Origin of the sequence: Caballeronia calidae, assembly GCF_900044055.2 — a bacterium.
Classification (GTDB): Bacteria; Pseudomonadota; Gammaproteobacteria; order Burkholderiales; family Burkholderiaceae; genus Caballeronia; species Caballeronia calidae.
Genome location: NZ_FCOX02000014.1, coordinates 1 through 23,580 on the forward strand (window position 1 = coordinate 1; position 23,580 = coordinate 23,580).

Consider the following 23,580-nt stretch of genomic DNA (forward strand, 5'->3'; position numbering starts at 1 on the left):
GACGTTCTCGGCCGTCGTGCCCATGTGATAGTTGTTATAGACGTCCCACAGGCCGTCGACGATCATCGTGTCGATCAGTTTCGCATCGCCCATGCGAAAGCCGTCGCGCGAGCCCGGCAGCACGTGCGGCGCGGCGCTCATGTTTTCCTGACCGCCCGCGACGACGATCTCCGCATCGCCCGCGATGATCGCGTTCGCGGCCAGCATCACCGCCTTCAGGCCCGAGCCGCAGACTTTGTTGATCGTCATGCCCGGCACCATGTCGGGCAGGCCGGCCTTGATCAGCGACTGGCGCGCCGGGTTCTGGCCCGAGCCTGCCGCGAGCACCTGGCCCACGATGACTTCGCTCACCTGATCCGGCTTCACGCCCGCGCGCTCCAGCACGGCCCTGATCACCGTCGCGCCCAGTTCCGGCGCCGCGATCTTCGCGAGCGAACCGCCGAACTTGCCTACCGCCGTACGCGCGGCCGATACGATCACTACGTCAGTCATTTCAGTTTCCTTTGGTATCGAATGTTAATGCGCTTCCAACCAGCTCCATGCGCCCTGGCGCACGGTCACGCGCCGCTCAGAAGTCGCGTTCCAATACGTAACGGCCAGGCGCGGCCTCGATCACCGGGTAAGTCTTCGAACCTTGCGCGGCGCGCGGCTTGATCTGCTCGCCCGCGTTCTCCGCAAGCCAGTTCGACCACGCCGGCCACCAGCTTCCCGGATGCTCGGCCGCTGCGTCGAACCACGCGTCGGGGTTCTCGGGCAGACGCGCGTCGTCGCTGTCGATCATCCAGAAGCTGCGCTTGTTCTTCGACGGCGGATTGATCACGCCCGCGATGTGGCCGGACGCGCCGAGCACGAACTTCTGCGGGCCGCTCAAAACGGGCGCCGACGCATATGCCGATTTCCACGGCACGATATGGTCTTCGCGCGAGCCGTAGATGAAGGTGGGCAGCGTGAGACGCGACAGGTCGATCGACTCGCCGCACACGGTCAGCGCATTTGGGTTCTTCAGCTTGTTCTCGAGATACGTGTTGCGCAGATACCAGACGCACATCGGGCCGGGCAGGTTCGTCGAATCGCTGTTCCAGAACAGCAGATCGAAGGCTTGCGGCGTGCGGCCCTTGAGATAGTTGTCGACGACGTAGTTCCACACCAGATCGTTCGGGCGCAGATACGAGAACGTGTTCGCGAACTCGATGCCGCGCATGAGCCCCGCGGGCGTGCCGCCCTTGCCGCCGATCGCCTGCTCGCGCATCTGCACGTGCGCCTCGTCCACGAAGACGTCGAGCACGCCGGTGTCGGAGAAATCGAGCATCGAGGTGAGCAGCGTCATCGAGGCCGCCGGCTCCGCGCCGCGCGCCGACGCCACCGCGAGCGCGGTCGCGAGGATCGTCCCGCCGATGCAGAAGCCGAGCGTGTTGATCTTGTCCTCGCCGCTGATCTCCTGCACGACGCCGATGGTCTCGAGCACGCCCTGTTCGACGTAGTCGTCCCACGTCTTGTGCGCGATCGACTGATCCGCGTTGCGCCACGACAGGATGAACACCTGCTGGCCCTGCTCCAGCGCATAGCGCACGAGCGAGCTTTCCGGCGACAGGTCGAGGATGTAGTACTTGTTGATGCACGGCGGCACGATCAGCAGCGGTCGCGCATAGACCTTCGGCGCGAGCGGCTTGTACTGGATCACTTGCACGAGCTCGTTCTCGTACACGACCGAGCCTTCCGTCGACGCGATATTCTTGCCGACGAAAAAGCGCGACTCGTCCGACTGCGAGATCTTGCCGCGCTGCATGTCGTTCAGCAGATTCAGCATGCCCTGGCGCAGGCTCTCGCCCTTGCTTTCGATGAGCGCCTTCTGCGCATCGGGATTGAGCGCGAAGTAATTGCTCGGCGATGCCGCCGCCGCCCATTGCTGCACCGTGAAGCGGATGCGCTCGCGCGTCTTCGGATCGCTCTGGACCGCGTCCGCGAGCTCCTGCAGATAGCGCGCGTTCAGCAGATACCACGCCGCCGTGAACGCGTAGGCGGGTGTCGACTGCCACGCGGTATCGGTGAAGCGCCGGTCCTTCAGCGCCGACGGATCGATGCTCTGCGCGCTCGCCTGCTTGAGCAACTCGGACGCATCGCGCGAATAGTTGCTTTGCAGTTCATGGAGGCGCTCGGGCGGAATCGCGGCCGTCGGAATCTTTGGCAGCGTGGGCAAGCCCTGCATCGCCGCGCCGAAGCCCGGCATGCTGCTCGCGAGCTTCGCGAACTCCGCCATGCCGTTCAGCTTCGTGAAGTCGGGCATCTGCGGCATTGCGCCGAGCGTCGGAAACGCAGTCGGGAATGCGGACGGAAAGCCGTTGGGAAACCCATTGGCCAATGCACTGAATGCGGCAAAAGGCGACGCGGCGGCGCCGGACGCATCATTCGCGGTATTCGTCTGTTGAGTGAGATTCGACCATTGCGCGGGATCCGCAACGGTGCGCCACGCGTTCAGCCATTGATCGAACGCTTGTTGTACGCCAGTCGTATCGGCAGATGAAGCCTGAGCCGAGGTGCTGTCGGCGGTACTGGAGCGGGAAGATGAAGAAGTAGATTTGGAAGCCATACCCGCTATTGACCTGTGAGTCTCGCAAGACTTGTTTGCTAACGCAGGCATCGCCGGGCTTTCCTTCACCAGCGCGCAAGTGTTGGTGCGCCTTATGCGCGTGGCAAGTATGAGCCTTGCTACGCCGTGCCCGATTGAATGAATTCTAGGAACATTCTTGCTCTAGGACGTCAGGCATGTCAATGCTTCGTCCCGATTTTGCCGCAGTGCGATATTTTTTTAATTATCGTTTTCCCCCATGAAATATTGCCTTCACAATTGGGGTTTCGTCATAGGCAACACACGATAGTTGGGTACGATCCAACACTGCTGACTGCGGTCAGTCCGCGAGCCAGATCATCGCGGCCATGCGCCCCGTCACGCGGTCGCGTCGATAGGAGTAAAAGCGTGCGCGTTCCATCACGGTGCAATGCGTGCCGCCATGGATGCGCGCGGCATCGACGCCGAGATCGGCGAGACGCAGGCGCGCGAGCGCGTAAATATCGGCGAAGTATTTCGCGGGCGCGCCGCCCATATACCTGAACGCCGCTTTCGTCGCATCACGGCGATCGGCCGGCGCGGCCGCGACGAAGGCGTCGAGCACGTCCTCGCCCACTTCGAACGCGTCCGGCCCGATCGCCGGCCCGAGAAACGCATTGAGCTTCGATGCCGGCACGCCCGCGAGCGTCGCCACGCGCTCGCCCGTCTTCTCGACGATGCCGCCCGCGAGACCACGCCAGCCCGCGTGCGCGGCACCGACCGCGCGGCCGTCGTCATCGCAGAAGAGCACGGGCAGGCAGTCGGCCGTCATCACGACGCAGACGACGCCCGCGCGATCCGTCACACTCGCGTCGGCGCGCGTGCGTTCGCCGTGCGCGAGGCGTTCGATCACGGCGTGCGCGTGCTCGATTTGCGCGCCGTGAATCTGTTCGAGCCATGCGGCATTGCGCGAACCCGTCAACGCGAGCGCGCGGCGCCGGTTCTCTTTCACCGCTTCCGGCGCATCGCCCGAGGAAAAGCCGAGATTGAGCCCGCCCGCGCCGGGCGCACCGCCGTCGTACGGCGCGTCGCTCACGCCGCCCGCGCGCGTCGTGACGAATGCCCGCACGCGCGGCGACACCTTCCATTGCGGCCAGACACAGTCCTTCGATTGCAGTTCGGGAGCGTCGCTCGTCATGCTTCGTCGTCCTCGTAGTCTTCGTCGTCCCACTCGCCGTCTTCGCCCTCGCCCATTTCGTAGACTTCCGCGAAATCCTCGTCTTCGTCGAAGTCGACTTCCTCGTCCTGCCCGAACCCGAGCGCGGCGGCGAGCGTCGCGATGTCTTCGGGAACGTCCGCGCGCCAGTGCACGTCCTTGCCCGTCGCGGGATGAATCAGGCCGAGCCGCCACGCGTGCAGCGCCTGACGTGCGAAGCCGTCGGGCAGCGGCTTCACCGAACGCTTGCCGCGCGCGTGGCCGTACACCGGATCGCCTAGCAGCGGGTGCTGGATATGCGCGCAATGCACGCGAATCTGATGCGTGCGGCCCGTTTCCAGATCGCAGTGGATGGCGCTCACCGGCTGACCGTGCCACGTCGTGCGGTCGACGGTCCGGAAATGCGTGCGCGCCGCCTTTCCCGACGCGGTCTTGACCACCGCCATGCGCGTGCGCTCGCGCGGATCGCGGCCGATCGGGGCGTCGATGGTGCCTTCGTCGGGCATGTTGCCCCACACGAACGCGACGTAGCGGCGTTTCACCGTGCGCGCCTGCAACTGGCGCACGAGGTCGGTCTGCGCCTCGAGCGTGCGCGCGACGACCATCAGCCCGGACGTTTCCTTGTCCAGCCGATGCACGATGCCCGCGCGCGGCAGTCCGGCGGCGGCATCGCCATAACGATGCAGGAGGCCGTTGAGCAGCGTGCCGCTCCAGTTGCCCGCGGCCGGATGCACGACCATGCCCGCCGGCTTGTTGATGACGACGAGCGCATCGTCCTCATACACGATATGCAGCGGCACCGGCTCCGGCGTGAACGCGAGCTGCTCGGGCAGGAGATCCGGCACGAGCGTGATGGTCGCGCCGAGCGGAACGGGCTGGCGGATTTTCGCGAGCGCGCCGTCGACGAGCACGCGCCCTTCCTCGATCCAGCCCTGCATGCGATTGCGGGAGAACTCGGGGAAGATTCTGGCGAGGACCTTGTCGAGCCGGTCGCCCGCGAACTCGTCGGGCACGCGCGCCTCACGAGGCGCTTCGCGGCCCGCGGCGCCGGTCGAATCGGTGAACCCCGAGTCGTCGCGGGTGGCGCATGGGCTATAATCTTCAGGTTGGTCTTTGGTACGACGAGTACTTGAGCGGGTCATTTCAACGAGATTCGGCGGGCAAACGCCCTGTGAGCACCACGTAGCCGGCCAGCTTTACGGGCAGCGTTTCACTTGTCACGTTGCGCGAAAGGCGTCGCACGAAACTCAGGCGGCAACCTCAGGCGGCAACAATCGTGAGCCGCGCCGGAAACACAGCTAGAACAGCGAGAATCAGCCAGGAACAGCAAGCACTGATGCGAGCCTTCAACACCATTCATCACTCGATGCGTCAATCGATCAAGTATCTGGCGCTGGCCGCGAGCGTCGCCATCGTCACGGCCTGTCACGGCCTGCCCGAGAAGACCGACGAAACGGCAACGTGGAATAACAACAAATTATATACGGAGGCTCAGGACGCGCTATCCGGCAGCGACTGGGGCAAGTGCGCGAAATATTTCGAGGCGCTCGAAGGCCGCGACCCGTTCGGCCACTTCGCGCAGCAGGCGCAGATCAACGTCGCATACTGCAACTGGAAGGACGGCGAAACCGCCAACGCCGACCAGGCCATCGACCGCTTCATCAAGCTGCACCCGGATCACCCCGAGATTTCGTACGCCTACTATCTCAAGGGCATGATCCACTTCAACGACGACCTCGGCCTCTTCGGCCGCTTCTCCGGTCAGGACATGAGCGAGCGCGATCCGAAATCGCTGCGCGAGTCCTATGACGCGTTCAAGATCGTCGTCGACAAATATCCGCAGAGCAAGTACGCGCCCGACGCCGCGCAACGCATGCGCTATATCGTGAACGCGCTCGCTTCGCACGAAGTCCACGCGGCGGATTATTACTATCGGCGCGGCGCGTATGTGGCGGCGATCAACCGCGCGCAACTCGCAATTCGCGAGTACAAGAACGCACCGGCGACGGAAGACGCGCTGCACATCATGATGCTCTCGTACGAGAAGCTCGGTCAGCCGCAACTCGCCGACGACACCAAGCGCGTGCTCGCCGCGACGTTCCCGGACAGCCCGTATGTCACCGGCAAGCAGCGCGCGAGCGCCGAGAAGCCGTGGTATCAGATCTGGTAAGAAAAATGGCCGGTTGATGACCGGCCATTTTTTTATATCCGCGAAAACTTAGGAATCCGAGCGTTATTCGGCCAATTCCGTTTTCCACTTCGCCGCATCGCTGAAAAATTCACGCACCACGTCGAGCTCGCGCGTGCGCTTGAACGGCGGCAGGCTTTGCCAGATGCGCCGGCCGTAAGGCTTGTCGACGAGGCGCGTGTCGCAGATCATCAGCACGCCGCGATCCGTCTCCGCGCGGATCAGACGCCCCGCGCCCTGCTTGAGCGTGATCACCGCCTGCGGCAACTGATGCACGGCGAACGGGCTCAGGCCTTTTTTCGTCAGCGCGTCGAGGCGCGCGGCGAGCACGGGATCATCGGGCGGTGCGAACGGCAGCTTGTCGATGACGACGAGCGACAATGCATCGCCGCGCACATCGACGCCTTCCCAGAAGCTTTGGCTCCCCACGAGAATCGCGTTGCCATAGGCGCGGAAGCGGTCGAGCAGTTCGGTGCGGCTCGCATCGCCCTGCACGAGCAGCGGATTGTCCCAGCCGCGCCGCTCGATCACATCGCGCAGGCGATTGGCGATGCGATCCACCGCGCGCAGCGTCGTACACAGCACGAACGCGCCGCCGCCCGCCGCTTCGATCACCGGCAGCGCCGCTTCGAAGACGGCATCGGTGAATTGCGGCGACGAAGGCTGCGGCAGATTGCGCGGCACGTAGAGCAAGCCTTGCGACGGGTAATCGAACGGGCTCGGCAAGGTCATCGAACGGCGCGCGTTCAGACCCATCTGCGCGGCGTAGTGCGTGAAGTCGCCGCGCACCGAAAGCGTCGCCGACGTGAAGATCCACGCGCGCGGCACGCCCGCGCGCTGCTTCGCGAAGATCGGCGCGACGGAGAGCGGCGTCTCGTGCAGTTGAACCGTGTGCGAGAACACCTCGATCCAGCGCACCATCTCGTTCGGCTCTTCCTTCGCGGCCTCTTTCGCGGTGTTCTCGTCCGCGACCACGGCGCGCTCCAGCGAAGTGGGCGGCGTGGTCCAGCCGGCGAGCAGATCCTGCAGCTCGCGCGCGCGGCGAACCAGCGCCTGCAGCGATTCCGCGCGCTCGCCATGCGCCGACAGCGCCGAAGCGAGCGCCGAAAGATGCGTCTCGAGCGTGTCGAGCGCCTCGAAGAGCGGATGACCGTCGGGCAACTGCCCGAGCGACAGCCGCACCGAGTCTTCCTTGAACGCGAGCCGCACGTCGCGCGCCGCGCGCTCCAGCGCGGCGCCGAGCTTGGTCCAGTCGGCGGCGTCGCGCGCGTGCGAAAGACCTTCTGCAACCGTGTCGCGCGCAAGTTCGAGCAACTGAGTGGTCGAGAGCGTCTCGCCGAAAAAGAGCGTCGCTGTTTCGGGAAGCTGATGCGCTTCGTCGAAGATGATGGTGTTCGCCGTCGGCAGCAACTCGGCCATGCCGGTGTCGCGCAACATCACGTCGGCGAAGAACAGATGGTGATTCACCACGACGATGTCCGCCTGCTGCGCCTCCTTGCGCGCCTGCATCACGAAGCATTCCTTGTAGTGCGGGCATTCCTGGCCGAGGCAGTTGTCGCGCGTGGACGTGACCATCGGCCAGACGGGCGAGTTCTCCGGCACGCTCGCGAGCTCGGCCTTGTCGCCGGTGCGCGTGATCTTCGCGAAACGGATGATCTCCTGCAGATGCGACGTGTCCTGGCGCGTCGGCAGGCGGCCGTTGTCCGCGGTGCGCTCGAGGTAGTAATGGCACAGGTAGTTCGCGCGGCCCTTCAGCATCGCGACCGATACCGGCACGGCGAGCGCGTCGCGCACCGTGGGGATGTCGCGCTGGAAGAGCTGATCCTGAAGATGCTTCGTGCCCGTCGACACGATGACCTTGCCGCCCCACAGCATCGCCGGAACGAGATACGCATAGGTCTTGCCGGTGCCCGTGCCGGCCTCGACGATGAGCGTATTCTCGCCGCCGTCGATGGCCGCCTTCGCCGTCGCGATGCCGATATCGTCGGCCGGCTGCTCGTCGGGCGTGTACGGTTTGTCGGAGGGGCCGAGCTTGCGCGCCGGGCGGCGCTGCGCTTCGAACATCGCGGGCTCGGGCATCGCGCGGCCGGATGCTTCCATCGCGGCGGCGACCGAGCGCGCCATTTCGATCTGCGACGCGCGCGGCCGATAGCCGTCGATCGCGCGCGCGAGCAGCCCTTGCGCGGAGAAGATGGCGTCGAGCTCGACGCCGCGCTTGTCGGTCAGCGCGAGCGGTGCGTTGGCGTCGTCACTAGGTTGTGCGGATGAGTTCAAGGCGTGCTAAATCCTGCGAGTTTCGGCGCGGCCGCGCACGCAAGGCGCCTCCGCCAGCACGAGCCCGCGGCCGGCGCGCGGCATTCAGTGCGCGTCCGAGTCCAGCTGCAATCGCAGCAGGAGAATGGTGTCCTTCACCTTGAGCTTGCGCTTTTTCAGGCGCCTCAGCTCCAGGTCGTCGGTGCCGGACATCTTGTCGATCAGTGTGTCCAGACTGTGATGCTCTTCCTGCAACTGCGCGATGCGATCGCGAAGCACAGCGGCATCCATGGCGGGTTGTCGGGGTGCGTTCAAGCGCTGCTGCATGCTCGCCTCCTTTCATCCTCTTTGCTCGGGCCTGCCCGGGCTTGCGCGGCAAGCCCTACTTTCCTTGCTGCTGCTGTTGTTGCTGCAGTTTCAGTTGCTCCTGGCGCTCCTGCTCCTGCTGCTGCGCCTTTTCCTGCGCCTTTTTCGCGGCTTCCTTCTGACGCGCTTCGACTTCCGCGCGATGCTGGGCGGCTTCCTGCTGCTTCTGCTCGTAGCGCTGCGCCTTCTCGTCGCGTTCCTGCGCTTCCTGCACGCCGCGCGCGCGCGCCTCGTCGAGCTTCTTCTGGTAATCCGCCTGCTTGCGATCGTACGCCGCCTGGTTGGCCGCGCGTTGCGGCGCCTCGGCGTTGCGCTGCGCGGCGGCGGCCGCGTTCTGGCGCTGCTTGTCCTCGAAGGACTGCTGGTTCGACTTCTCGGTCGCCGCGCGCTGCGGCGCTTCCGCGTCATACTGAGCCTGCTTGAGCGCCTTCTGCTGGTCCCGCTCGTTCGCCCGATCGGCGCGCTGCTCGTCGTCGAGTGCGAGCTGCTGCTGGCGGATCTGCTGACGCGTCTCGCGCATTTCATTGCGCGCGTTGTCGAGGCAATGATTGACGAAGAACTTGCTATAGCAGTCGTGCTGCTTCACGCCATAGCGGTAATTGTTTTCCTCGGTGCGCCGGTCCAGCACTTTCTGGCGTTCCGCGAAGCCGGCTTTCAGCGCGTCATCGGCGCTTTGCGCGGCCTGCGAACCCGATGGCGCCGCGCCGTCGAGCGCTCGCGTGGTCCCGGACGTGCCGGGATCGCCGGGCCTGGCGGATTGCGCGAGCGCATGCTGCGGCGCCAATGCGCACAGCAGCGAGAGCGCCGCTGCAGCCGGCACGTTTGAAAAGCGGAAGTTGGACAAATGGATGAACGGCAACGTGATAAAGAATCAGATGCGAAGCGGCTTGTGCGATGCCCAAATTCTATCACCGCGCGCCAGAGCGCTCCGCCATTTATGGCAAAATGCCCCGCTTCAGCAACCCGGTCCGAACCCGGCTCGCCACGTGTTCACCCGCTCGCCGCGCCGCGCTCACACGAGCCTCGCGCACGCGATGCGGATCTCGCCCGCGAGCCGCTGACAGCGCAGAATCATGACGGAAACCGTAGCACTCAAGATCGTACAGCGCATCGCCACTGAACTCACCGTGCAGCCGCGCCAGGTCGCGGCCGCCGTGCAGCTTCTCGACGAAGGCTCGACAGTCCCGTTCATCGCCCGGTATCGCAAGGAAGTCACCGGCAATCTCGACGATACGCAACTGCGCACGCTCGAAGAGCGCCTGCTCTATCTGCGCGAGCTCGAAGACCGCCGCGCCTCGATCCTGCAAAGCATCGACGAGCAAGGCAAGCTCACCGACGAACTGCGCGGCGCCATCGAAGGCGCGGACAGCAAGCAGGTGCTCGAAGACCTCTATCTGCCGTACAAGCCCAAGCGCCGCACGCGCGCGCAAATCGCTCGCGAAGCCGGGCTCGAGCCGCTCGCGCAGGCGCTGCTCGCCGACCCTACGCTCGATCCGCAAGCCGAAGCCGCGAAGTTCGTCGATGCCGAGAAAGGCGTCGCCGACACGAAAGCCGCGCTCGACGGTGCGCGCGACATCCTCTCCGAGCAGTTCGGCGAAACGGCCGAAGTCCTCGGCAAGCTGCGCGAGCATCTGTTCAGCCAGGGTCTCGTGATGTCGAGCGTGGTGGACGGCAAGGAAGGCGAGGAAGGCGAGAAATTCCGCGATTACTACGACTACAGCGAGACGATTCGCACGGTGCCGTCGCATCGCGCGCTTGCGCTGTTCCGTGGGCGCAATGCGGGCGTTCTGAGCGTCAAGCTCGGTCTCGGTGAAGAACTCGACGCGCAGATTCCGCACCCCGGCGAAGCGATGATCGCGCAGCACTTCGGCATCGCGAATCGTGGCCGCGCGGCCGACAAATGGCTCTCCGACGTGTGCCGCTGGTGCTGGCGCGTGAAGGTGCAGCCGCATATCGAAACGGAATTGCTCACGCAGTTGCGCGAGGAAGCCGAGCACGAAGCGATTCGCGTGTTCGCGCGCAATCTGAAGGACTTGCTGCTCGCCGCGCCTGCCGGTCCGAAGGCCGTGATCGGTCTCGATCCGGGCCTGCGCACCGGCGTGAAGGTCGCGGTCGTCGACCGCACCGGCAAGCTGCTCGCCACCGACACCATCTACCCGCACGAGCCGCGCCGCGACTGGGACGGCTCGATCGCGAAGCTCGCACGCATTGCGCAAGCAACGCAGGCCGAGCTCGTGTCGATCGGCAACGGGACCGCATCGCGCGAAACCGACAAGCTCGCGAGCGAGCTCATGGCGAAGCATCCGGAATTGAAGCTGCAGAAGATCGTCGTGTCGGAAGCGGGCGCGTCGGTGTATTCCGCGTCCGAACTCGCCGCGAAGGAGTTTCCTGAACTGGATGTGTCGCTACGCGGCGCGGTGTCGATCGCGCGGCGTCTGCAGGACCCGCTCGCAGAGCTCGTCAAAATCGAACCGAAGGCGATCGGCGTCGGCCAGTATCAGCACGACGTGAATCAGCGCGAACTCGCGCGCTCGCTCGATGCGGTCGTCGAGGACTGCGTGAACGCCGTCGGCGTCGATGCGAACACGGCGTCCGTCGCCCTGCTCGCGCGCGTATCGGGTTTGAACGCGACGCTCGCGCGCAATATCGTCGAGTTCCGCGATGCGAATGGGCCGTTCCCGTCACGCGAGCATCTGAAGAAGGTGCCGCGTCTCGGCGACAAGACCTTCGAGCAGGCCGCGGGCTTCTTGCGCATCAACAACGGCGAGAATCCGCTGGATCGCTCGTCGGTGCACCCGGAGGCGTATCCGGTCGTCGAGCGCATTCTCGCGAAGATCAAAAAGCATATCGGCGATGTGCTCGGCAAACGCGAAGCGTTGACGGGCCTTTCGCCCACCGAGTTCGTCGATGATCGCTTCGGCCTGCCGACCGTGCGCGACATTCTCACCGAGCTGGAGAAGCCCGGCCGCGATCCGCGTCCCGAGTTCAAGACCGCGACGTTCAAGGAAGGCATCGAGAAGATTTCGGATCTCGTGCCGGGCATGATCCTCGAAGGCGTCGTGACGAACGTCGCGGCGTTCGGCGCGTTCGTCGATATCGGCGTGCATCAGGACGGCCTCGTGCACGTCTCGGCGCTTTCGACGAAATTCATCAAGGACCCGCACGAAGTCGTGAAGGCCGGTCAGGTCGTCAAGGTGAAGGTGCTGGAGACCGATGTGAAGCGCCAGCGCATTTCGCTGACGATGCGCCTCGACGATGACCTCGCGCCGGCGTCGGCGGGCGGCAACGCGGGCGCGCCGCAATCGCGCGGTTCGCAAGATCGTCGGTCGGGCCAGCGTCCGCAACAGCGCCGCGAGCCGGAACCCGCGGGCGCGATGGCCGCGGCGTTCGCAAAACTGAAACGCTGACGGCTCAAGCTCCCAACAAAAAACCCCACGTTTTGCGACGTGGGGTTTTCTTTTTTGCGCTTCCGGATGGTGAGGCGTCAGATCTCGATCTTCGTGCCGAGCTCGACCACGCGATTCGCGGGAATACTGAAGAAATCGGTTGGCTTCGCGGCGTTCTGATGCATCCATGCGAACACGCGCTCGCGCCATACCGACATGCCCGGCAGCTCCGTCGGCACCACGGTCTCGCGCGCCATGAAGAACGACGTGTCCATCAACTCGAAGGTCATCGCGTGCGTGCGCGTGATCTGCTCGAGCACGGCCTTCACGTCCGGCGTCTCGTTGAAGCCGTAAGTCGCCTTCACGAGGAAAAGCCCGCCGCCGATATCCTTCACGTCGAGACGATGCGCGTCGTCGACATAAGGAATGTCGCGCGTCTTGAAGTTCAGGAAGATGGTGCGCTCGTGCAGCACCTTGTTGTGCTTCAGGTTGTGCAAAAGGCTCACGGGCACGAGCGAATCGCTGCCGGTGAGATAGATCGCCGTGCCCGACACGCGATGCGGCGGATGCGCGAGCAAACCCTGCAGGAACGGCATCAGCGGGATACCGTCGGCGGCCGTGCGATCCTTCACGATCATGCGGCCCTTGTACCATGTCATCAGCAGGAAGAAGAGTGCCCCGCCGATGCACAACGGCAGCCAGCCGCCCTGCTCGATCTTGAGCAGGCTCGCGCCGAAGAAGCCGATGTCGATCACCAGAAACACCGCGATCATCCCGCCGACGAGAAAGCGGTTCCAGCCCCACAGATTCACCATCACCACCGACACGAGAATGGTGGTCGTGAGCATCGTCGCAGTGACGGCGAGACCGTACGCGGCCGCGAGGTTCTCCGAACTCTTGAAGCCGATGACGATGCACAGGATGATGAAGAGCAGCATCCAGTTGACGAGCGGAATATAGATCTGCCCGATCGCAAGCTCCGACGTATGCAGGATCTTCATGCGCGGCACGTAGCCGAGCTGGATCGCCTGGCTCGTCAGCGAATACGCGCCGGAAATGACCGCCTGCGATGCGATCACGGTCGCGACCGTCGACAGAATCACGAGCGGCAGCAAGGCCCAGTCGGGCGCGAGCAGGAAGAACGGGCTTTCGATGGCCTTGGGGTCGTGCATCAGCAGCGCGCCTTGCCCGAAGTAATTCAGAAGCAGCGACGGCATCACGAGACCGTACCAGCCGTAGCGAATCGGCTTCGCGCCGAAGTGGCCCATGTCCGCATACAGCGCCTCGGCGCCGGTCAGCACCAGCACGACGGAGCCGAGCACGATATACGCCTGCAATACGTGCTGCGCCATGAAGGAGATCGCGTAGTACGGATTGAGCGCGGCGATGATGCGCGGCTCCATGACGATATGGGCGCCGCCGAGCACCGCGAGCGTCACGAACCACACGAGCATGATCGGGCCGAAGAGCTTGCCGACCACCGCCGTGCCGTGACGTTGAATCCAGAAGAGCGCGATCAGGATGACGATCGTGATCGGAATCACATAGGGCGAGAGCGTCGGCGCGGCGAGCTCGAGACCTTCGACCGCGGAAATGACGGACATCGCGGGCGTGATGACCGCATCGCCATAGAACATGCACGCGCCGAAGATGCCGAGCATCATCAGCACGCCCGACACCTTGCCCCCTTCCTTCACGCTGCGCAGCGCGAGCGTGGTCATCGCGAACACGCCGCCTTCGCCGTTGTTGTCGGCGCGCATGACGAAGAGCACGTACTTGACGGCGACCACCATGACGATCGCCCAGAAGAGCAAGGAGATGACGCCGAGAATCGACGCCTCGGACAGGCCGATGCCGTGAGACGGGCTGAAGGCTTCCTTCAATGAGTAGAGAGGACTCGTGCCGATGTCGCCGAATACGACGCCGATGGCCGCAAGCGCTAGCGAGGACATGGGCTGTTTATGCTCGTGCGCGTGAGTCGTGTTGGTCATAAAAGCGGAATATCCGTCCAGGGCGGAAGAAAAACGAACGCCATTCTATCTAACGTCGCACGCTGTGACGCCTGCTCGCGTATTGATCGAGCGCCACGAGCGACGCGAGTGAGAGTTTAGCATCGCGCCCCGCGGGCGTCGGCGGGCGCGTCCGGCGCAATCGGTGACGCACTGGCGTCTGATCCCACAAAAGGAAAAACGCCGTTCGCCCCGGCTTCCTGCCAGGCGAACGGCGTTTGTCACGCGAAACGATCAGGCGCAGCGGATCATCATCCGCGTCCGTTTTGCGTGCCTCGCTTGATCCACGCGCCGAGGTTGTGCGGGCGCACCGTGTCCCACTCCTCGAACGGCTGATGAATCCACGGGTTCGTTTCAAGATGCTGAACGTGATAGTCGGGCTTGACCTTGGAGCACGCCTTGTACCAGAGCACGGCCGAGCGCACCGCCGTGATCGCCGGATAACGCTCCTTCAGATGCTCCTGCACGCGCGCGAGCGTGACGCCCGAATCGACCAGATCGTCGACCAGCAGCACGTTGCCGGAGAGATCGCCGCGCGTCATCGTGATGTACTGCGCGATATCGAGATCGCCCTGCTCCGTGCCCGCCGCTTCGCGGTACGAGCTCGTCGCGAGGATCGCGAGCGGCAGATCGTAGATGCGCGAGAGCTGGTCGCCCACGCGCAGGCCGCCGCGCGCGAGACACAGGATCTGGTCGAACTTCCAGCCCGACTCGTGCACCTTCAGCGCGAGCAGTTCGATCAACCGGTGATATTCATCCCAGCCGACCCAGAGGTTCTTGTCGTCGTTACGCGGGTCCGTCATCGCGATCATGGTGAGGCTCTTTCAAATGCTTAGGTTATATACGAAATGTGGCCGCAGAAGGCGGCCACATTCTTTACAGCGTCCGGTTCAGGTTCAGTGCTCGTGCGAGCTCAGACCTTGAACGGATGGCGAAGCAGGATGGTTTCGTCGCGGTCGGGACCGGTCGACACCATGTCGATCGGCACGCCCGCCACTTCCTGCACGCGCGTCAGGTACTTGCGCGCGTTCTCGGGCAGACCATCCCATTGCGTGATGCCGATGGTGCTTTCCTTCCAGCCGCCGAAGGTCTCGTACACCGGCTCGCAACGCGCCACTTCCGATGCGCCGCGCGGCAGGATATCGACCGTCTTGCCGTCGAGCGTGTAGCCCGTGCAGAGCTTCACTTCGTCGAGGCCGTCGAGCACGTCGAGCTTGGTCATGCACAGGCCCGAAATGCCGTTGATCTGGATCGAACGGCGCAGCGCCGCGGCATCGAGCCAGCCGGTGCGGCGCGGACGGCCCGTGACCGAACCGAATTCCTTGCCGACGGTCGCGAGATCCAGGCCGACCTTCTCCTGACGTTGCGGATTGTCGGCGTCATACAGCTCGCTCGGGAACGGACCCGAACCGACGCGCGTGCAATACGCCTTCGTGATGCCGAGGATGTAGTTCAGGCGCTGCGGGCCGATGCCCGCGCCCGCCGTCGCCGCGCCCGCGACGCAGTTGCTCGACGTGACGAACGGATACGTGCCGTGATCGATATCGAGCAGCGTGCCTTGCGCGCCTTCGAACAGCAGATTGCGGCCGGCGTGGTTTTCATCGTAGAGACGGCGGGAGACGTCCGTGACCATCGGCGCGAGACGGTCGGCGTAGCCGAGCATCGTGTCGAGCGTTTCCTGAAAGTCGACGGCCTTCGCGCCGAGATACTGCGTCAACACGAAGTTGTGGAAATCGAGCGCTTCGCGCAGGCGTTCCTCGAACACCGCACGGTCGAAGAGATCCTGCACGCGCAGGCCGCGACGCGCCACCTTGTCTTCGTACGCCGGGCCGATGCCGCGTCCGGTCGTGCCGATCTTGCCCGCGCCGCGCTTGGCTTCGCGCGCCTGGTCGATGGCAACGTGGTACGGAAGAACGAGCGTAGCGGCTTCGGAGATGAAGAGCCGCTTTTGAACGTCGATGCCCGCGGCTTCGAGTTCGTCGATTTCCTTGAAGAGCGCTTCCGGCGACAACACGACGCCATTGCCGATATAGCAGGCCGTGCCCGCGCGCATGATGCCCGAAGGAATGAGGCGCAGAATGGTTTTCTTGCCGCCGATGATGAGCGTATGGCCGGCATTGTGACCGCCCTGGAAGCGCACGACGCCCTGGGCGTGGTCCGTCAGCCAGTCGACGATCTTGCCCTTGCCCTCATCACCCCACTGGGTGCCCACCACGACGACGTTGCGCCCGGGGTTCACATTCACTGCACTGGCAGACATGTTGATTCGTTAGCTGGTTAAAAACGTATTTTACCTAGGTTCGCGGAAGGTTCCGAGTTTTTCGGGACGCGTTTCGCGATTTCGTCACGCTCTCGTGATTGGAATCGGCTAAGCAAAATCCCTTGCCGATCAAGCCACTGTATTCATCGAACGCTTCAGGTGCGCGGCTCGACCGCCCACTTGCCGTCGCGCTCGACGAGCACGCGGTCGAATGCGAACTCGTCCAGGTCGTGTTCATGGCCGGGCAGCGCCTGGATCACCACTTCGCCCGCGTCACGCAATGCGAGAATCGCCGCGCGCAGCGGTTCGTCGTGCTTCCACGGCGCGAGGATCGCGCTGCCGCGCGCATCGACGGGCGAAATGCGCGCCACTTCGCGCAGATCGAGCGAAAAGCCCGTCGCGGGGCGCGCACGGCCGTACGCGAGACCGACGTCGTCGTACCGGCCGCCGCGCGCGACCGCGTTCGGCACGCCATCGACATAAGCCGAGAACATCACGCCGCTGTGATACGCATAGCCGCGCAGGTCCGCGAGATCGATCATCAGCTCCGCGCCTTCGACCTGGCCCGCGAGAAACGCGAGATCGTCGAGCGCGCGCGCGATGACCGGGAGATTCGGCAGGCGGCCACGCGCGATCTGCAGCACCGATGCATCGCCATAGAGCGACGGCAGCGCGCGCAGCGCCTCGCGCGGCACTTGCCCGAGATGCGCGGTCAGCTCGTGCAGGCGCGGCACGTCCTTGCTCGCGAGCGCGTCGTAGAGCGCCTCGCCGAGCGACGCCGCCGCGGGCTCCAGTTCCAGCAGCGCCGCGAGCACGCCCGCGTGGCACAAATCGAGACGCACTTTCGTCAGACCTGCGAGATGCAGGGAATCGAGCATCAATTGCTGGATCTCGAGATCCGCTTCGAGCCCTGCGTGACCGTAGATTTCAGCGCCGATCTGGATCTGCTCGCGCGTCGCATGCAGCCCGCGCGGACGCGTGTGCAGCACGACGCCCGCATAGCACAGCCGCGTGACGCCCTGGCGGTTCAGCAAGTGCGCGTCGATGCGCGAGACCTGCGGCGTGATGTCCGCGCGCAGGCCGAGCGTGCGCCCCGACAACTGATCGACGAGCTTGAAGGTGCGCAGGTTGAGGTCGCTCCCGCCGCTCGTCAGGAGCGATTCGAGATACTCGAGCATCGGCGGCATTACGAGCTCGTAGCCGTACGAACGGAAACGGTCGAGCAGGCGGCGGCGCAGCTCTTCGATCTTGCGGGCTTCCGACGGCAAGACGTCGGCGATATTCTCGGGAAGTAACCAGGTGGACATCGATACGTTTCCTACGGGACGCGAGGCGTGGCGCTTGATACGCGGCGCTCGCGGACTGAACGGTCAGGGACGAAAGGATAAGGACAAGATAGGCGAAATGGCGGCGGCTTGCCGGATGAGGCTCATGTCGCGATCAGCAGCAGGATGAGGCCGAGCACCATCGCGACGAGCCCGCCGATGCGGATGTGGTGAATCGGCCGCTCCGCGATGCGGCGAAAGGTGTCGCGCCACGCGGTCGGAAAAACGAAGGGAAACATGCCTTCGATGATCAGCATCAACGCAAGAGCGAGCAGTAACGTCTCGGCCATGTCCAAGGGATTTTGAGCGCCGCGCGACCGGCAATGTCCGGCGCGCGGCGTGGGCGGGAATCAGCGCTTCGCCGTCGCGGGCGCCGACGTATCCGTCGCGCCGCCCGTCGGGCTTTTCATGAAGCGGAAGAAATCGCTGCTCGGGTCGACGACGATCACATCGCCCGGCTTGAACGTCTTCTTATACGCTTCGAGGCTTTGATAAAACTGGTAGAACTGCCGATCGCGCCCGTAGGCATCGGCCGCTATGGCCGCCGCCTTGCTGTCTCCTTCGCCCTTGATCGACTGCGCCTGGCTGTAGGCATCCGCGATGATCGCCTGCTGCGTGCGTTCTGCATCGGCCTTGATCTTGTCCGCGTCCGCCGTGCCCTTCGCGCGCTCGGTCGCCGCCGCCTGCTGGCGCGCCGCGATCATGCGCTTGTAGACCGAGTCCGCCACCGTCGACGGAAAGTCGATGCGCGTCATCTGCAAATCGACGAGCTGCACGCCGAACGCCGCGGCCGCGCCTTCCACGCTCTTCTGCGCCTCGGCTTCGAGCGCCTGCTGGCTCGCGAGCGCGTCGGTGAGCGGACGCTTCGCGAAGCCGCTTGCGAGCGCCGTGCGCGCGAGCGCGATGATGCGCTCTTCGGCCGTCTGCGTGTTCTTCTCGTTGCTCTCGAAGAGCTTCAGCGGATCGGCGACGCGATACTTGACCACCGTGTTCACGAGCACTTCGTTCTTGTCCACGGTCGAGAAGCGGTCGGCGCCGGATTCGTCGATGGTGAGCGTGCGCGTGTCGATCAGCGTGAGCGTCTGGAACGGCGGCGGCAGCTTGAAGTGCAGACCGGCGCCTTCGAGACGCGGGTTGCCTTCGCCATGTGCAGCGACGATGGCGGCATGTCTTTCGTCGACGGTGAAGATCATCGATGAACCGACGAACAGCACGATGACGACTGCGACGATGAGCGCAATGATTCGATTCATGTTCGCGCTCCTTATTGCAGATCGTCTTGACGGCTGCGGGAGCGGAACGCATCGCGCGAGCGCAGCGGATCGCCGCCGGCATTCGCGCTCGCGCCGCTGGCGGCGCTTGCCGTACTGGCGGCCTGCTGGCGATTGGCTTCGACGAGCTTGTCGAGCGGCAGATACACCACGTTGCTGCCGGCCTTGCTGTCCACGAACACCTTCGTGGTGCGCGAATAGATCTGCTGCATCGTATCCAGGTACATGCGTTGACGGATGACCGCGGGCGCCTTCGAGTACTCCGCGTACACCTCCTTGAAGCGCTCGGCGTCACCTTGCGCCTTCGTGACTTCGCGATTGCTGTACGCCCTCGCTTCGTCGATCAGCTTGGCCGCGTCCGCCTTCGCGCGCGGCAGCAGTTGATCCGCATAGGCTTGCGCGGTATCGCGTGCGCGTTCGTTGTCCTGACGCACGCGCGCCGCTTCCTCGAATGCCGACTGCACCTGCTGCGGCACCTGCACGCTCTGCACCGCGACGCCCGTTACCTGCAGACCCGTGCGATAGGTATCGAGCGAGCGCTGGATCGACTCCATCAGGCGCGAGCGCAGCGCTTCGCGATCCTTGTAGAGCAGATCGTCCGTCGAGAGACCGCCCGCGATCTCGCGGATCGCCGCTTGCGCGGCCTGCGTGACGCTGTCGTCGGCGTTCACGCTGTGGAACAGGAAATCGGTGGGCGACTTGATCTGATATTGCACGGCGAAGCGCACGTCGAGAATGTCGGCTTCGTTCGTCAGGAGCGACGCGTCGCGCACGTTGCCCTGCGAGAGCGCGGTGCCGCGCCCCACTTCGACGGAACGGATCTGCGACGTATCGACGATCTCGCTCGACTGGAACGGATACGGCAGGCGCCAGTGAATGCCTTGCGACACCGTCTGACGATACTTGCCGAACTGCGAGACGACGCCGACGTGCCCGTCCTGCACGACGAACACGCCACTGCCGAGATAGATGGCGATCAGCACGCCGATGACGATGCCGACGCCGATCTTCGTGCCGCGGCCGTTTTCGCGCGGCGCGCCGCCGCCGTTGCCGGGCTTGCGTCCGAATACGCCGGCGATGCGGCGGTTGAAGTCGCGCCACATCTCGTCGAGATCGGGCGGACCTTCGTCCTTGCCGTTCGGGCGCTTGCCGTCCTGCGGACGCTTCGTGTCGTTCTTCACGCCATTGCCGTCGCCCCGCCCCCAGCGCGGATCGTTCATCGAAAAGACGGCATGCTCAGCTTGCCGGTTAGTCCGCTCGTTGTAGTCGTTCACTCGGTGATTCACCATTAGACAGCCGGATCGATGCCGGGTCGACGCAATCCCAAGCGACTCAATGTCCGTGCTCGGGAACCTTGTGATCGTCACGCTCAGCGGCCTGCCGGCGGTCTTCCGGCTGCGCGTTCGCGTCGTGTGTGGCGTTTGACCCGGACTGCGTGGATTGCGTTGCTTCGGACGCCTCGTGCGACTCCGGAAATTCGGCGAGCACGCTGGGTAGGCCCGCATCGGTTTCGTCGGATTCCGCCGTGGCGATTTCGGCGATGGCAGCGCGCAGCGCATCGAGCCCCTGCCCCGTGCGTGCGCTCAAGAAAACGCGCGAAATATTACCATACTCGTCCCTTTCAACCGCCTCGTCGCGGGCCGCGAGCTCGGGCACCGAATCGATCTTGTTGAAGACGAGAATCTGGCGGATGTTGTCCGCGCCGATGCCGCGCAACACCTCGTTCACCTGATCGATCTGATCGAGACGCACCGCGCTCGACGCATCGACGACGTGCAGCAGCACGTCCGCGTGAATGGTTTCCTCGAGCGTCGCGCGGAATGCGGCGACGAGCTGGTGCGGCAGTTCGCGGATGAACCCGACCGTATCCGACACCACCACATGCCCCGCTTCCTCGCCGAGGAACACGCGGCGCGAAGTGGTATCGAGCGTCGCGAAAAGCTGATCCGCCGCGTAGGCCTGCGCCTTGGTGAGCGCATTGAAGAGCGTGGACTTGCCCGCGTTCGTATAGCCGACGAGCGACACCGACATCGTGCGATTGCGCGCACGCTGACGCCGCTGGGTGCCGTGCTGACGGCGCAGCCTCTCGAGCCGCGACTTGAGCGCCTTGATGCGCTCGCCGATCAGCCGGCGGTCGGTTTCGAGCTGCGTTTCACCCGGGCCGCGCAAGCCGATACCACCCTTCTGGCGTTCGAGGTGAGTCCAAGCGCGAATCAGGCGCGTGGACAGATATTGCAGTTGCGCGAGCTCCACCTGCAGCTTGCCTTCGTGGCTGCGGGCGCGCTGCGCAAAGATATCGAGAATGAGACTCGTGCGATCGACCACGCGGCGATTCAGCGCGAGCTCGAGATTGCGTTGCTGCGCGGGCGCGAGCGCGTGATTGAAGATGACGAGTTCGACGTCGTTCGCTTCACACTGAAGGCGCAGTTCCTCGACCTTACCGCTGCCGATAAACATCTTGGCATCGGGGCTCGATCGGCGGCCGGTGAGCGTGACGGCGGGATGGGCGCCCGCACTTTGTGCGAGCAGGCTGAGTTCTTCCAGACTGGCTTCGAAATCGATCTTGCCGAAGTCGATGCCGACGAGCGCTGCGTTGATCAAATTAATATGTTTAAGTTTTTGAAGCGACCGGCGAGTTTCTTAATGTTCGGTTTATCACTGCCGGTCGCAACACGGTTTAGGACGTTTCAGCGTCCGGGTGGAAATTCACCGGGCGGGCCGGCACGACCGTCGAAATGGCGTGCTTATAGACCATCTGGGTGACCGTATTTCGGAGCAACACGACGTACTGGTCGAACGATTCGATGTTCCCTTGAAGCTTGATGCCGTTGACCAAATAGATCGACACCGGCACGTGCTCTTTACGCAGTGCGTTCAAAAACGGGTCTTGTAACAATTGCCCTTTGTTGCTCATAGCAAACTCCGTGTTTTATTGCAGGTTGGAAGTATTGTGGACGAAGAAAAAGAGATCCGCCGACAATCGCTACACTATAGCCGATTTTCGCTGTTTCACGTTTTCGGCACCGGGTCGGCCAAATGGCCAGCGGCACCGATACGCAAGGCTTCACGCGGTTCTCATTCCTTGTCCGCGTAAGGGTTTCGGCTCGACCGAAACTCTATGCGAAGTGGAGTGCCGGCGAGGCCAAAAGTTTCGCGAAAGCGTCCTTCCAGATATCGCTTGTAGGTCTCCGTGACCGCGTCGAGCGCGTTGCCGTGCACGACGATGATCGGCGGATTCTGTCCGCCCTGGTGCGCGTAACGCAGTTTCGGCCGCACCGGGCCGCGGCGGCGCGGCTGCTGGAATTCCACCGCTTCGATCAGCGCGCGCGTCAGCTTCGGCGTCGGCAGCTTGGCCATCGCGGCGGCATAGGCATCGTCGACCGATTTCATCAGCGCGCCGATGCCCGTCTTCTCCAGCGCCGAAACGTAGTGGAATTTAGCGAAGTCCAAAAACTTGAGCTTGCGCGTCAGGTCCGCCTTCGTGCGCTCGCGCACATGCGAATCCAGCCCGTCCCACTTGTTCACGCCGACGACCAGCGCGCGGCCCTGCTCCACCACGAAGCCCGCGATGTGCGCGTCCTGCTCCGAGATGTCCTGCTGCGCGTCGAGCAGGAGGATCACGACGTTGGCATCGGCGATCGACTGCAGCGTCTTCACCACCGAAAACTTCTCGATCGCTTCGAACACCTTGCCGCGGCGACGCAGGCCCGCGGTGTCGATCAACGTGTATTTGCGGCCTTGGCGCTCGAAATCAACATAGATGGAATCGCGCGTGGTGCCGGGCATGTCGAACGCGATCACGCGCTCCTCGCCGATCAGCGTGTTCACGAGCGTCGACTTGCCGACGTTCGGCCGCCCGACGATCGCGATCTTGACGCCGTGCTGCGCCTTTTCCTCGTCCGTTTCTTCCGGCTGGTCCTTGTACGCGATGTCGAGCGCGTCGTTGATCATCTCCAGGACGCCGTCGCCGTGCGCGGCCGAGATCGCGCGCGGATCGCCGAGACCGAGCTCGTAGAAGTCCGACGCGACCGCCGAGTACTTCATGCCCTCGGCCTTGTTCACGACGAGAAAGAGCGGCCGGCCGGTCTTGCGCAGGTAGTCGGCGATCGACTTGTCCTGCGGCGCGAGCCCGTTGCGGCCATCGACGATGAACACGACGATGTCGGCCTCTTCCACCGCCTGACGCGTCTGGCGCGCCATCTCGTGCAGGATGCCGTCCTTCGCGACCGGCTCGAAGCCGCCGGTGTCCACGACGAGATACGGGCGCTCGCCGCCCACGCGGCCCTCGCCGTAATGACGATCGCGCGTGAGGCCGGGCAAGTCGGCGACGAGCGCGTCGCGCGAGCGGGTGAGCCGGTTGAAGAGAGTCGATTTCCCCACATTGGGGCGCCCGACGAGGGCAATCACGGGTTTCATCTGATGTTGTTCAAGGTTGAACGCAAGGCGGAGGCGGTACGCGCGGTAGAAACGTCTCGTTGCGTTCCGCTACGCCGCGCAATGGCTGCGCTTGTCGAAAATTAGCATGGATTCGGCCTGCCGCACGCGAGGCGCGTCGGAGAACCTGGACTTCGGCGGTCGCTCGCCGGTCTTGCCTCTTCGGAGGCTCGTCGTGCGCGGCGCCTTCGCGCGGCGCGCTTCATTCTTGCGACCCCGCTTTTGCATGCGGGTTCTGTCGCGATGCGCGCGCGGCGCACCGCTTCTTTCTCGTGCGGCCCGTCGTGGCGAGCCTGCCGCGTCATCGGCAATCGACGGCGCGCTTGC

At 64.3% G+C, this 23,580-nt stretch carries 19 protein-coding genes; 2 read left to right on the forward strand and 17 right to left on the reverse strand.

Annotation, left to right across the window (positions count from 1 at the left end; all coding sequences use genetic code 11):
• The 4 genes from AWB78_RS14955 to AWB78_RS14970 all read right to left on the reverse strand — a co-directional run.
• Positions 1-492 (reverse strand): thiolase family protein (locus AWB78_RS14955; protein WP_269768933.1); only part of this gene is annotated, 492 nt, incomplete at its 3' end.
• A 76-nt stretch (positions 493-568) separates the two neighbouring features.
• Positions 569-2,587, reverse strand: coding sequence for a class I poly(R)-hydroxyalkanoic acid synthase (gene phaC / locus AWB78_RS14960; RefSeq protein WP_062605484.1), 2,019 nt, complete (start codon positions 2,585-2,587; stop codon positions 569-571).
• A gap of 319 nt (positions 2,588-2,906) precedes the next feature.
• Positions 2,907-3,743, reverse strand: coding sequence for a peptidoglycan editing factor PgeF (pgeF, locus tag AWB78_RS14965; RefSeq protein WP_062605485.1), 837 nt, complete (start codon positions 3,741-3,743; stop codon positions 2,907-2,909).
• The gene (locus AWB78_RS14970) at positions 3,740-4,903 is read right to left on the reverse strand and encodes an RluA family pseudouridine synthase (protein ID WP_082883315.1); all 1,164 of its coding nucleotides are present in this window, start codon (positions 4,901-4,903) and stop codon (positions 3,740-3,742) included. The genes pgeF and AWB78_RS14970 overlap by 4 nt, the downstream gene beginning before the upstream one ends.
• 194 nt (positions 4,904-5,097) lie before the next feature.
• Here AWB78_RS14970 and AWB78_RS14975 point away from each other — a divergent pair, with 194 nt between their 5' ends.
• Positions 5,098-5,931 (forward strand): outer membrane protein assembly factor BamD, encoded by an 834-nt coding sequence (locus AWB78_RS14975; RefSeq protein WP_062605487.1) that lies wholly within the window; start codon positions 5,098-5,100, stop codon positions 5,929-5,931.
• A 63-nt stretch (positions 5,932-5,994) separates the two neighbouring features.
• Here the strand turns inward: AWB78_RS14975 and yoaA are convergent, their stop codons facing one another.
• From yoaA to AWB78_RS14990, 3 genes are all read right to left on the reverse strand, one after another.
• A complete protein-coding gene (gene yoaA / locus AWB78_RS14980; RefSeq protein ID WP_062605488.1) occupies positions 5,995-8,223 on the reverse strand; it encodes a DNA repair helicase YoaA in 2,229 nt (742 codons plus the stop codon).
• Between the two features lie 84 nt (positions 8,224-8,307).
• Positions 8,308-8,493, reverse strand: coding sequence for a DUF465 domain-containing protein (locus AWB78_RS14985; protein WP_062605490.1), 186 nt, complete (start codon positions 8,491-8,493; stop codon positions 8,308-8,310).
• Between the two features lie 91 nt (positions 8,494-8,584).
• Positions 8,585-9,388, reverse strand: coding sequence for a hypothetical protein (locus AWB78_RS14990; protein WP_063958975.1), 804 nt, complete (start codon positions 9,386-9,388; stop codon positions 8,585-8,587).
• Positions 9,389-9,641: 253 nt separating this feature from the next.
• Here AWB78_RS14990 and AWB78_RS14995 point away from each other — a divergent pair, with 253 nt between their 5' ends.
• Positions 9,642-11,975, forward strand: coding sequence for a Tex family protein (locus AWB78_RS14995; protein ID WP_062605493.1), 2,334 nt, complete (start codon positions 9,642-9,644; stop codon positions 11,973-11,975).
• 77 nt (positions 11,976-12,052) lie between these two features.
• On the opposite strand, the gene AWB78_RS15000 is transcribed toward AWB78_RS14995, so the two are convergent.
• From AWB78_RS15000 to der, 10 genes are all read right to left on the reverse strand, one after another.
• Complete coding sequence (locus AWB78_RS15000) at positions 12,053-13,945, reverse strand: potassium transporter Kup (RefSeq protein ID WP_062605495.1); 1,893 nt, start codon at positions 13,943-13,945, stop codon at positions 12,053-12,055.
• Positions 13,946-14,214: 269 nt separating this feature from the next.
• Positions 14,215-14,775 carry a phosphoribosyltransferase gene (locus AWB78_RS15005; RefSeq protein WP_062605497.1) on the reverse strand — a complete coding sequence of 187 codons (561 nt, stop codon included), beginning with the start codon at positions 14,773-14,775 and terminating at the stop codon, positions 14,215-14,217.
• Positions 14,776-14,876: 101 nt separating this feature from the next.
• Positions 14,877-16,223 (reverse strand): adenylosuccinate synthase, encoded by a 1,347-nt coding sequence (locus AWB78_RS15010; protein ID WP_062605499.1) that lies wholly within the window; start codon positions 16,221-16,223, stop codon positions 14,877-14,879.
• 155 nt (positions 16,224-16,378) lie between these two features.
• On the reverse strand, positions 16,379-17,530 hold the full coding sequence (locus AWB78_RS15015; protein WP_062605501.1) for an ATP phosphoribosyltransferase regulatory subunit: 1,152 nt from the start codon (positions 17,528-17,530) through the stop codon (positions 16,379-16,381).
• A 122-nt stretch (positions 17,531-17,652) separates the two neighbouring features.
• A complete protein-coding gene (locus tag AWB78_RS15020) occupies positions 17,653-17,844 on the reverse strand; it encodes a DUF2065 domain-containing protein (RefSeq protein ID WP_061163725.1) in 192 nt (63 codons plus the stop codon).
• Positions 17,845-17,898: 54 nt separating this feature from the next.
• Positions 17,899-18,801, reverse strand: coding sequence for a protease modulator HflC (hflC, locus tag AWB78_RS15025; RefSeq protein ID WP_062605503.1), 903 nt, complete (start codon positions 18,799-18,801; stop codon positions 17,899-17,901).
• A gap of 11 nt (positions 18,802-18,812) precedes the next feature.
• Positions 18,813-20,093: an FtsH protease activity modulator HflK gene (hflK, locus tag AWB78_RS15030; RefSeq protein WP_062605726.1), complete on the reverse strand. Its 1,281-nt coding sequence runs from the start codon at positions 20,091-20,093 to the stop codon at positions 18,813-18,815.
• 58 nt (positions 20,094-20,151) lie between these two features.
• Entirely contained in the window at positions 20,152-21,420 is a 1,269-nt protein-coding gene (hflX, locus tag AWB78_RS15035) for a GTPase HflX (protein ID WP_062605505.1), read from the reverse strand.
• Between the two features lie 76 nt (positions 21,421-21,496).
• Entirely contained in the window at positions 21,497-21,733 is a 237-nt protein-coding gene (gene hfq / locus AWB78_RS15040) for an RNA chaperone Hfq (protein ID WP_035930711.1), read from the reverse strand.
• 161 nt (positions 21,734-21,894) lie between these two features.
• Complete coding sequence (gene der / locus AWB78_RS15045; protein ID WP_062605507.1) at positions 21,895-23,235, reverse strand: ribosome biogenesis GTPase Der; 1,341 nt, start codon at positions 23,233-23,235, stop codon at positions 21,895-21,897.
• Positions 23,236-23,580: the final 345 nt, after the last annotated feature.

What these genes read in the sequence shown, in the direction of transcription:
- phaC (WP_062605484.1), bottom strand. Translation starts at nt 2,587, where the DNA reads ATGGCTTCCAAATCTACTTCTTCATCTTCCCGCTCCAGTACCGCCGAC.
- pgeF (WP_062605485.1), bottom strand. Translation starts at nt 3,743, where the DNA reads ATGACGAGCGACGCTCCCGAACTGCAATCGAAGGACTGTGTCTGGCCG.
- AWB78_RS14970 (WP_082883315.1), bottom strand. Translation starts at nt 4,903, where the DNA reads ATGACCCGCTCAAGTACTCGTCGTACCAAAGACCAACCTGAAGATTAT.
- AWB78_RS14975 (WP_062605487.1), top strand. Translation starts at nt 5,098, where the DNA reads ATGCGAGCCTTCAACACCATTCATCACTCGATGCGTCAATCGATCAAG.
- AWB78_RS14985 (WP_062605490.1), bottom strand. Translation starts at nt 8,493, where the DNA reads ATGGATGCCGCTGTGCTTCGCGATCGCATCGCGCAGTTGCAGGAAGAG.
- AWB78_RS14995 (WP_062605493.1), top strand. Translation starts at nt 9,642, where the DNA reads ATGACGGAAACCGTAGCACTCAAGATCGTACAGCGCATCGCCACTGAA.
- AWB78_RS15000 (WP_062605495.1), bottom strand. Translation starts at nt 13,945, where the DNA reads ATGACCAACACGACTCACGCGCACGAGCATAAACAGCCCATGTCCTCG.
- AWB78_RS15005 (WP_062605497.1), bottom strand. Translation starts at nt 14,775, where the DNA reads ATGATCGCGATGACGGACCCGCGTAACGACGACAAGAACCTCTGGGTC.
- AWB78_RS15010 (WP_062605499.1), bottom strand. Translation starts at nt 16,223, where the DNA reads ATGTCTGCCAGTGCAGTGAATGTGAACCCCGGGCGCAACGTCGTCGTG.
- AWB78_RS15015 (WP_062605501.1), bottom strand. Translation starts at nt 17,530, where the DNA reads ATGTCCACCTGGTTACTTCCCGAGAATATCGCCGACGTCTTGCCGTCG.
- hflC (WP_062605503.1), bottom strand. Translation starts at nt 18,801, where the DNA reads ATGAATCGAATCATTGCGCTCATCGTCGCAGTCGTCATCGTGCTGTTC.
- hfq (WP_035930711.1), bottom strand. Translation starts at nt 21,733, where the DNA reads ATGAGCAACAAAGGGCAATTGTTACAAGACCCGTTTTTGAACGCACTG.
- der (WP_062605507.1), bottom strand. Translation starts at nt 23,235, where the DNA reads ATGAAACCCGTGATTGCCCTCGTCGGGCGCCCCAATGTGGGGAAATCG.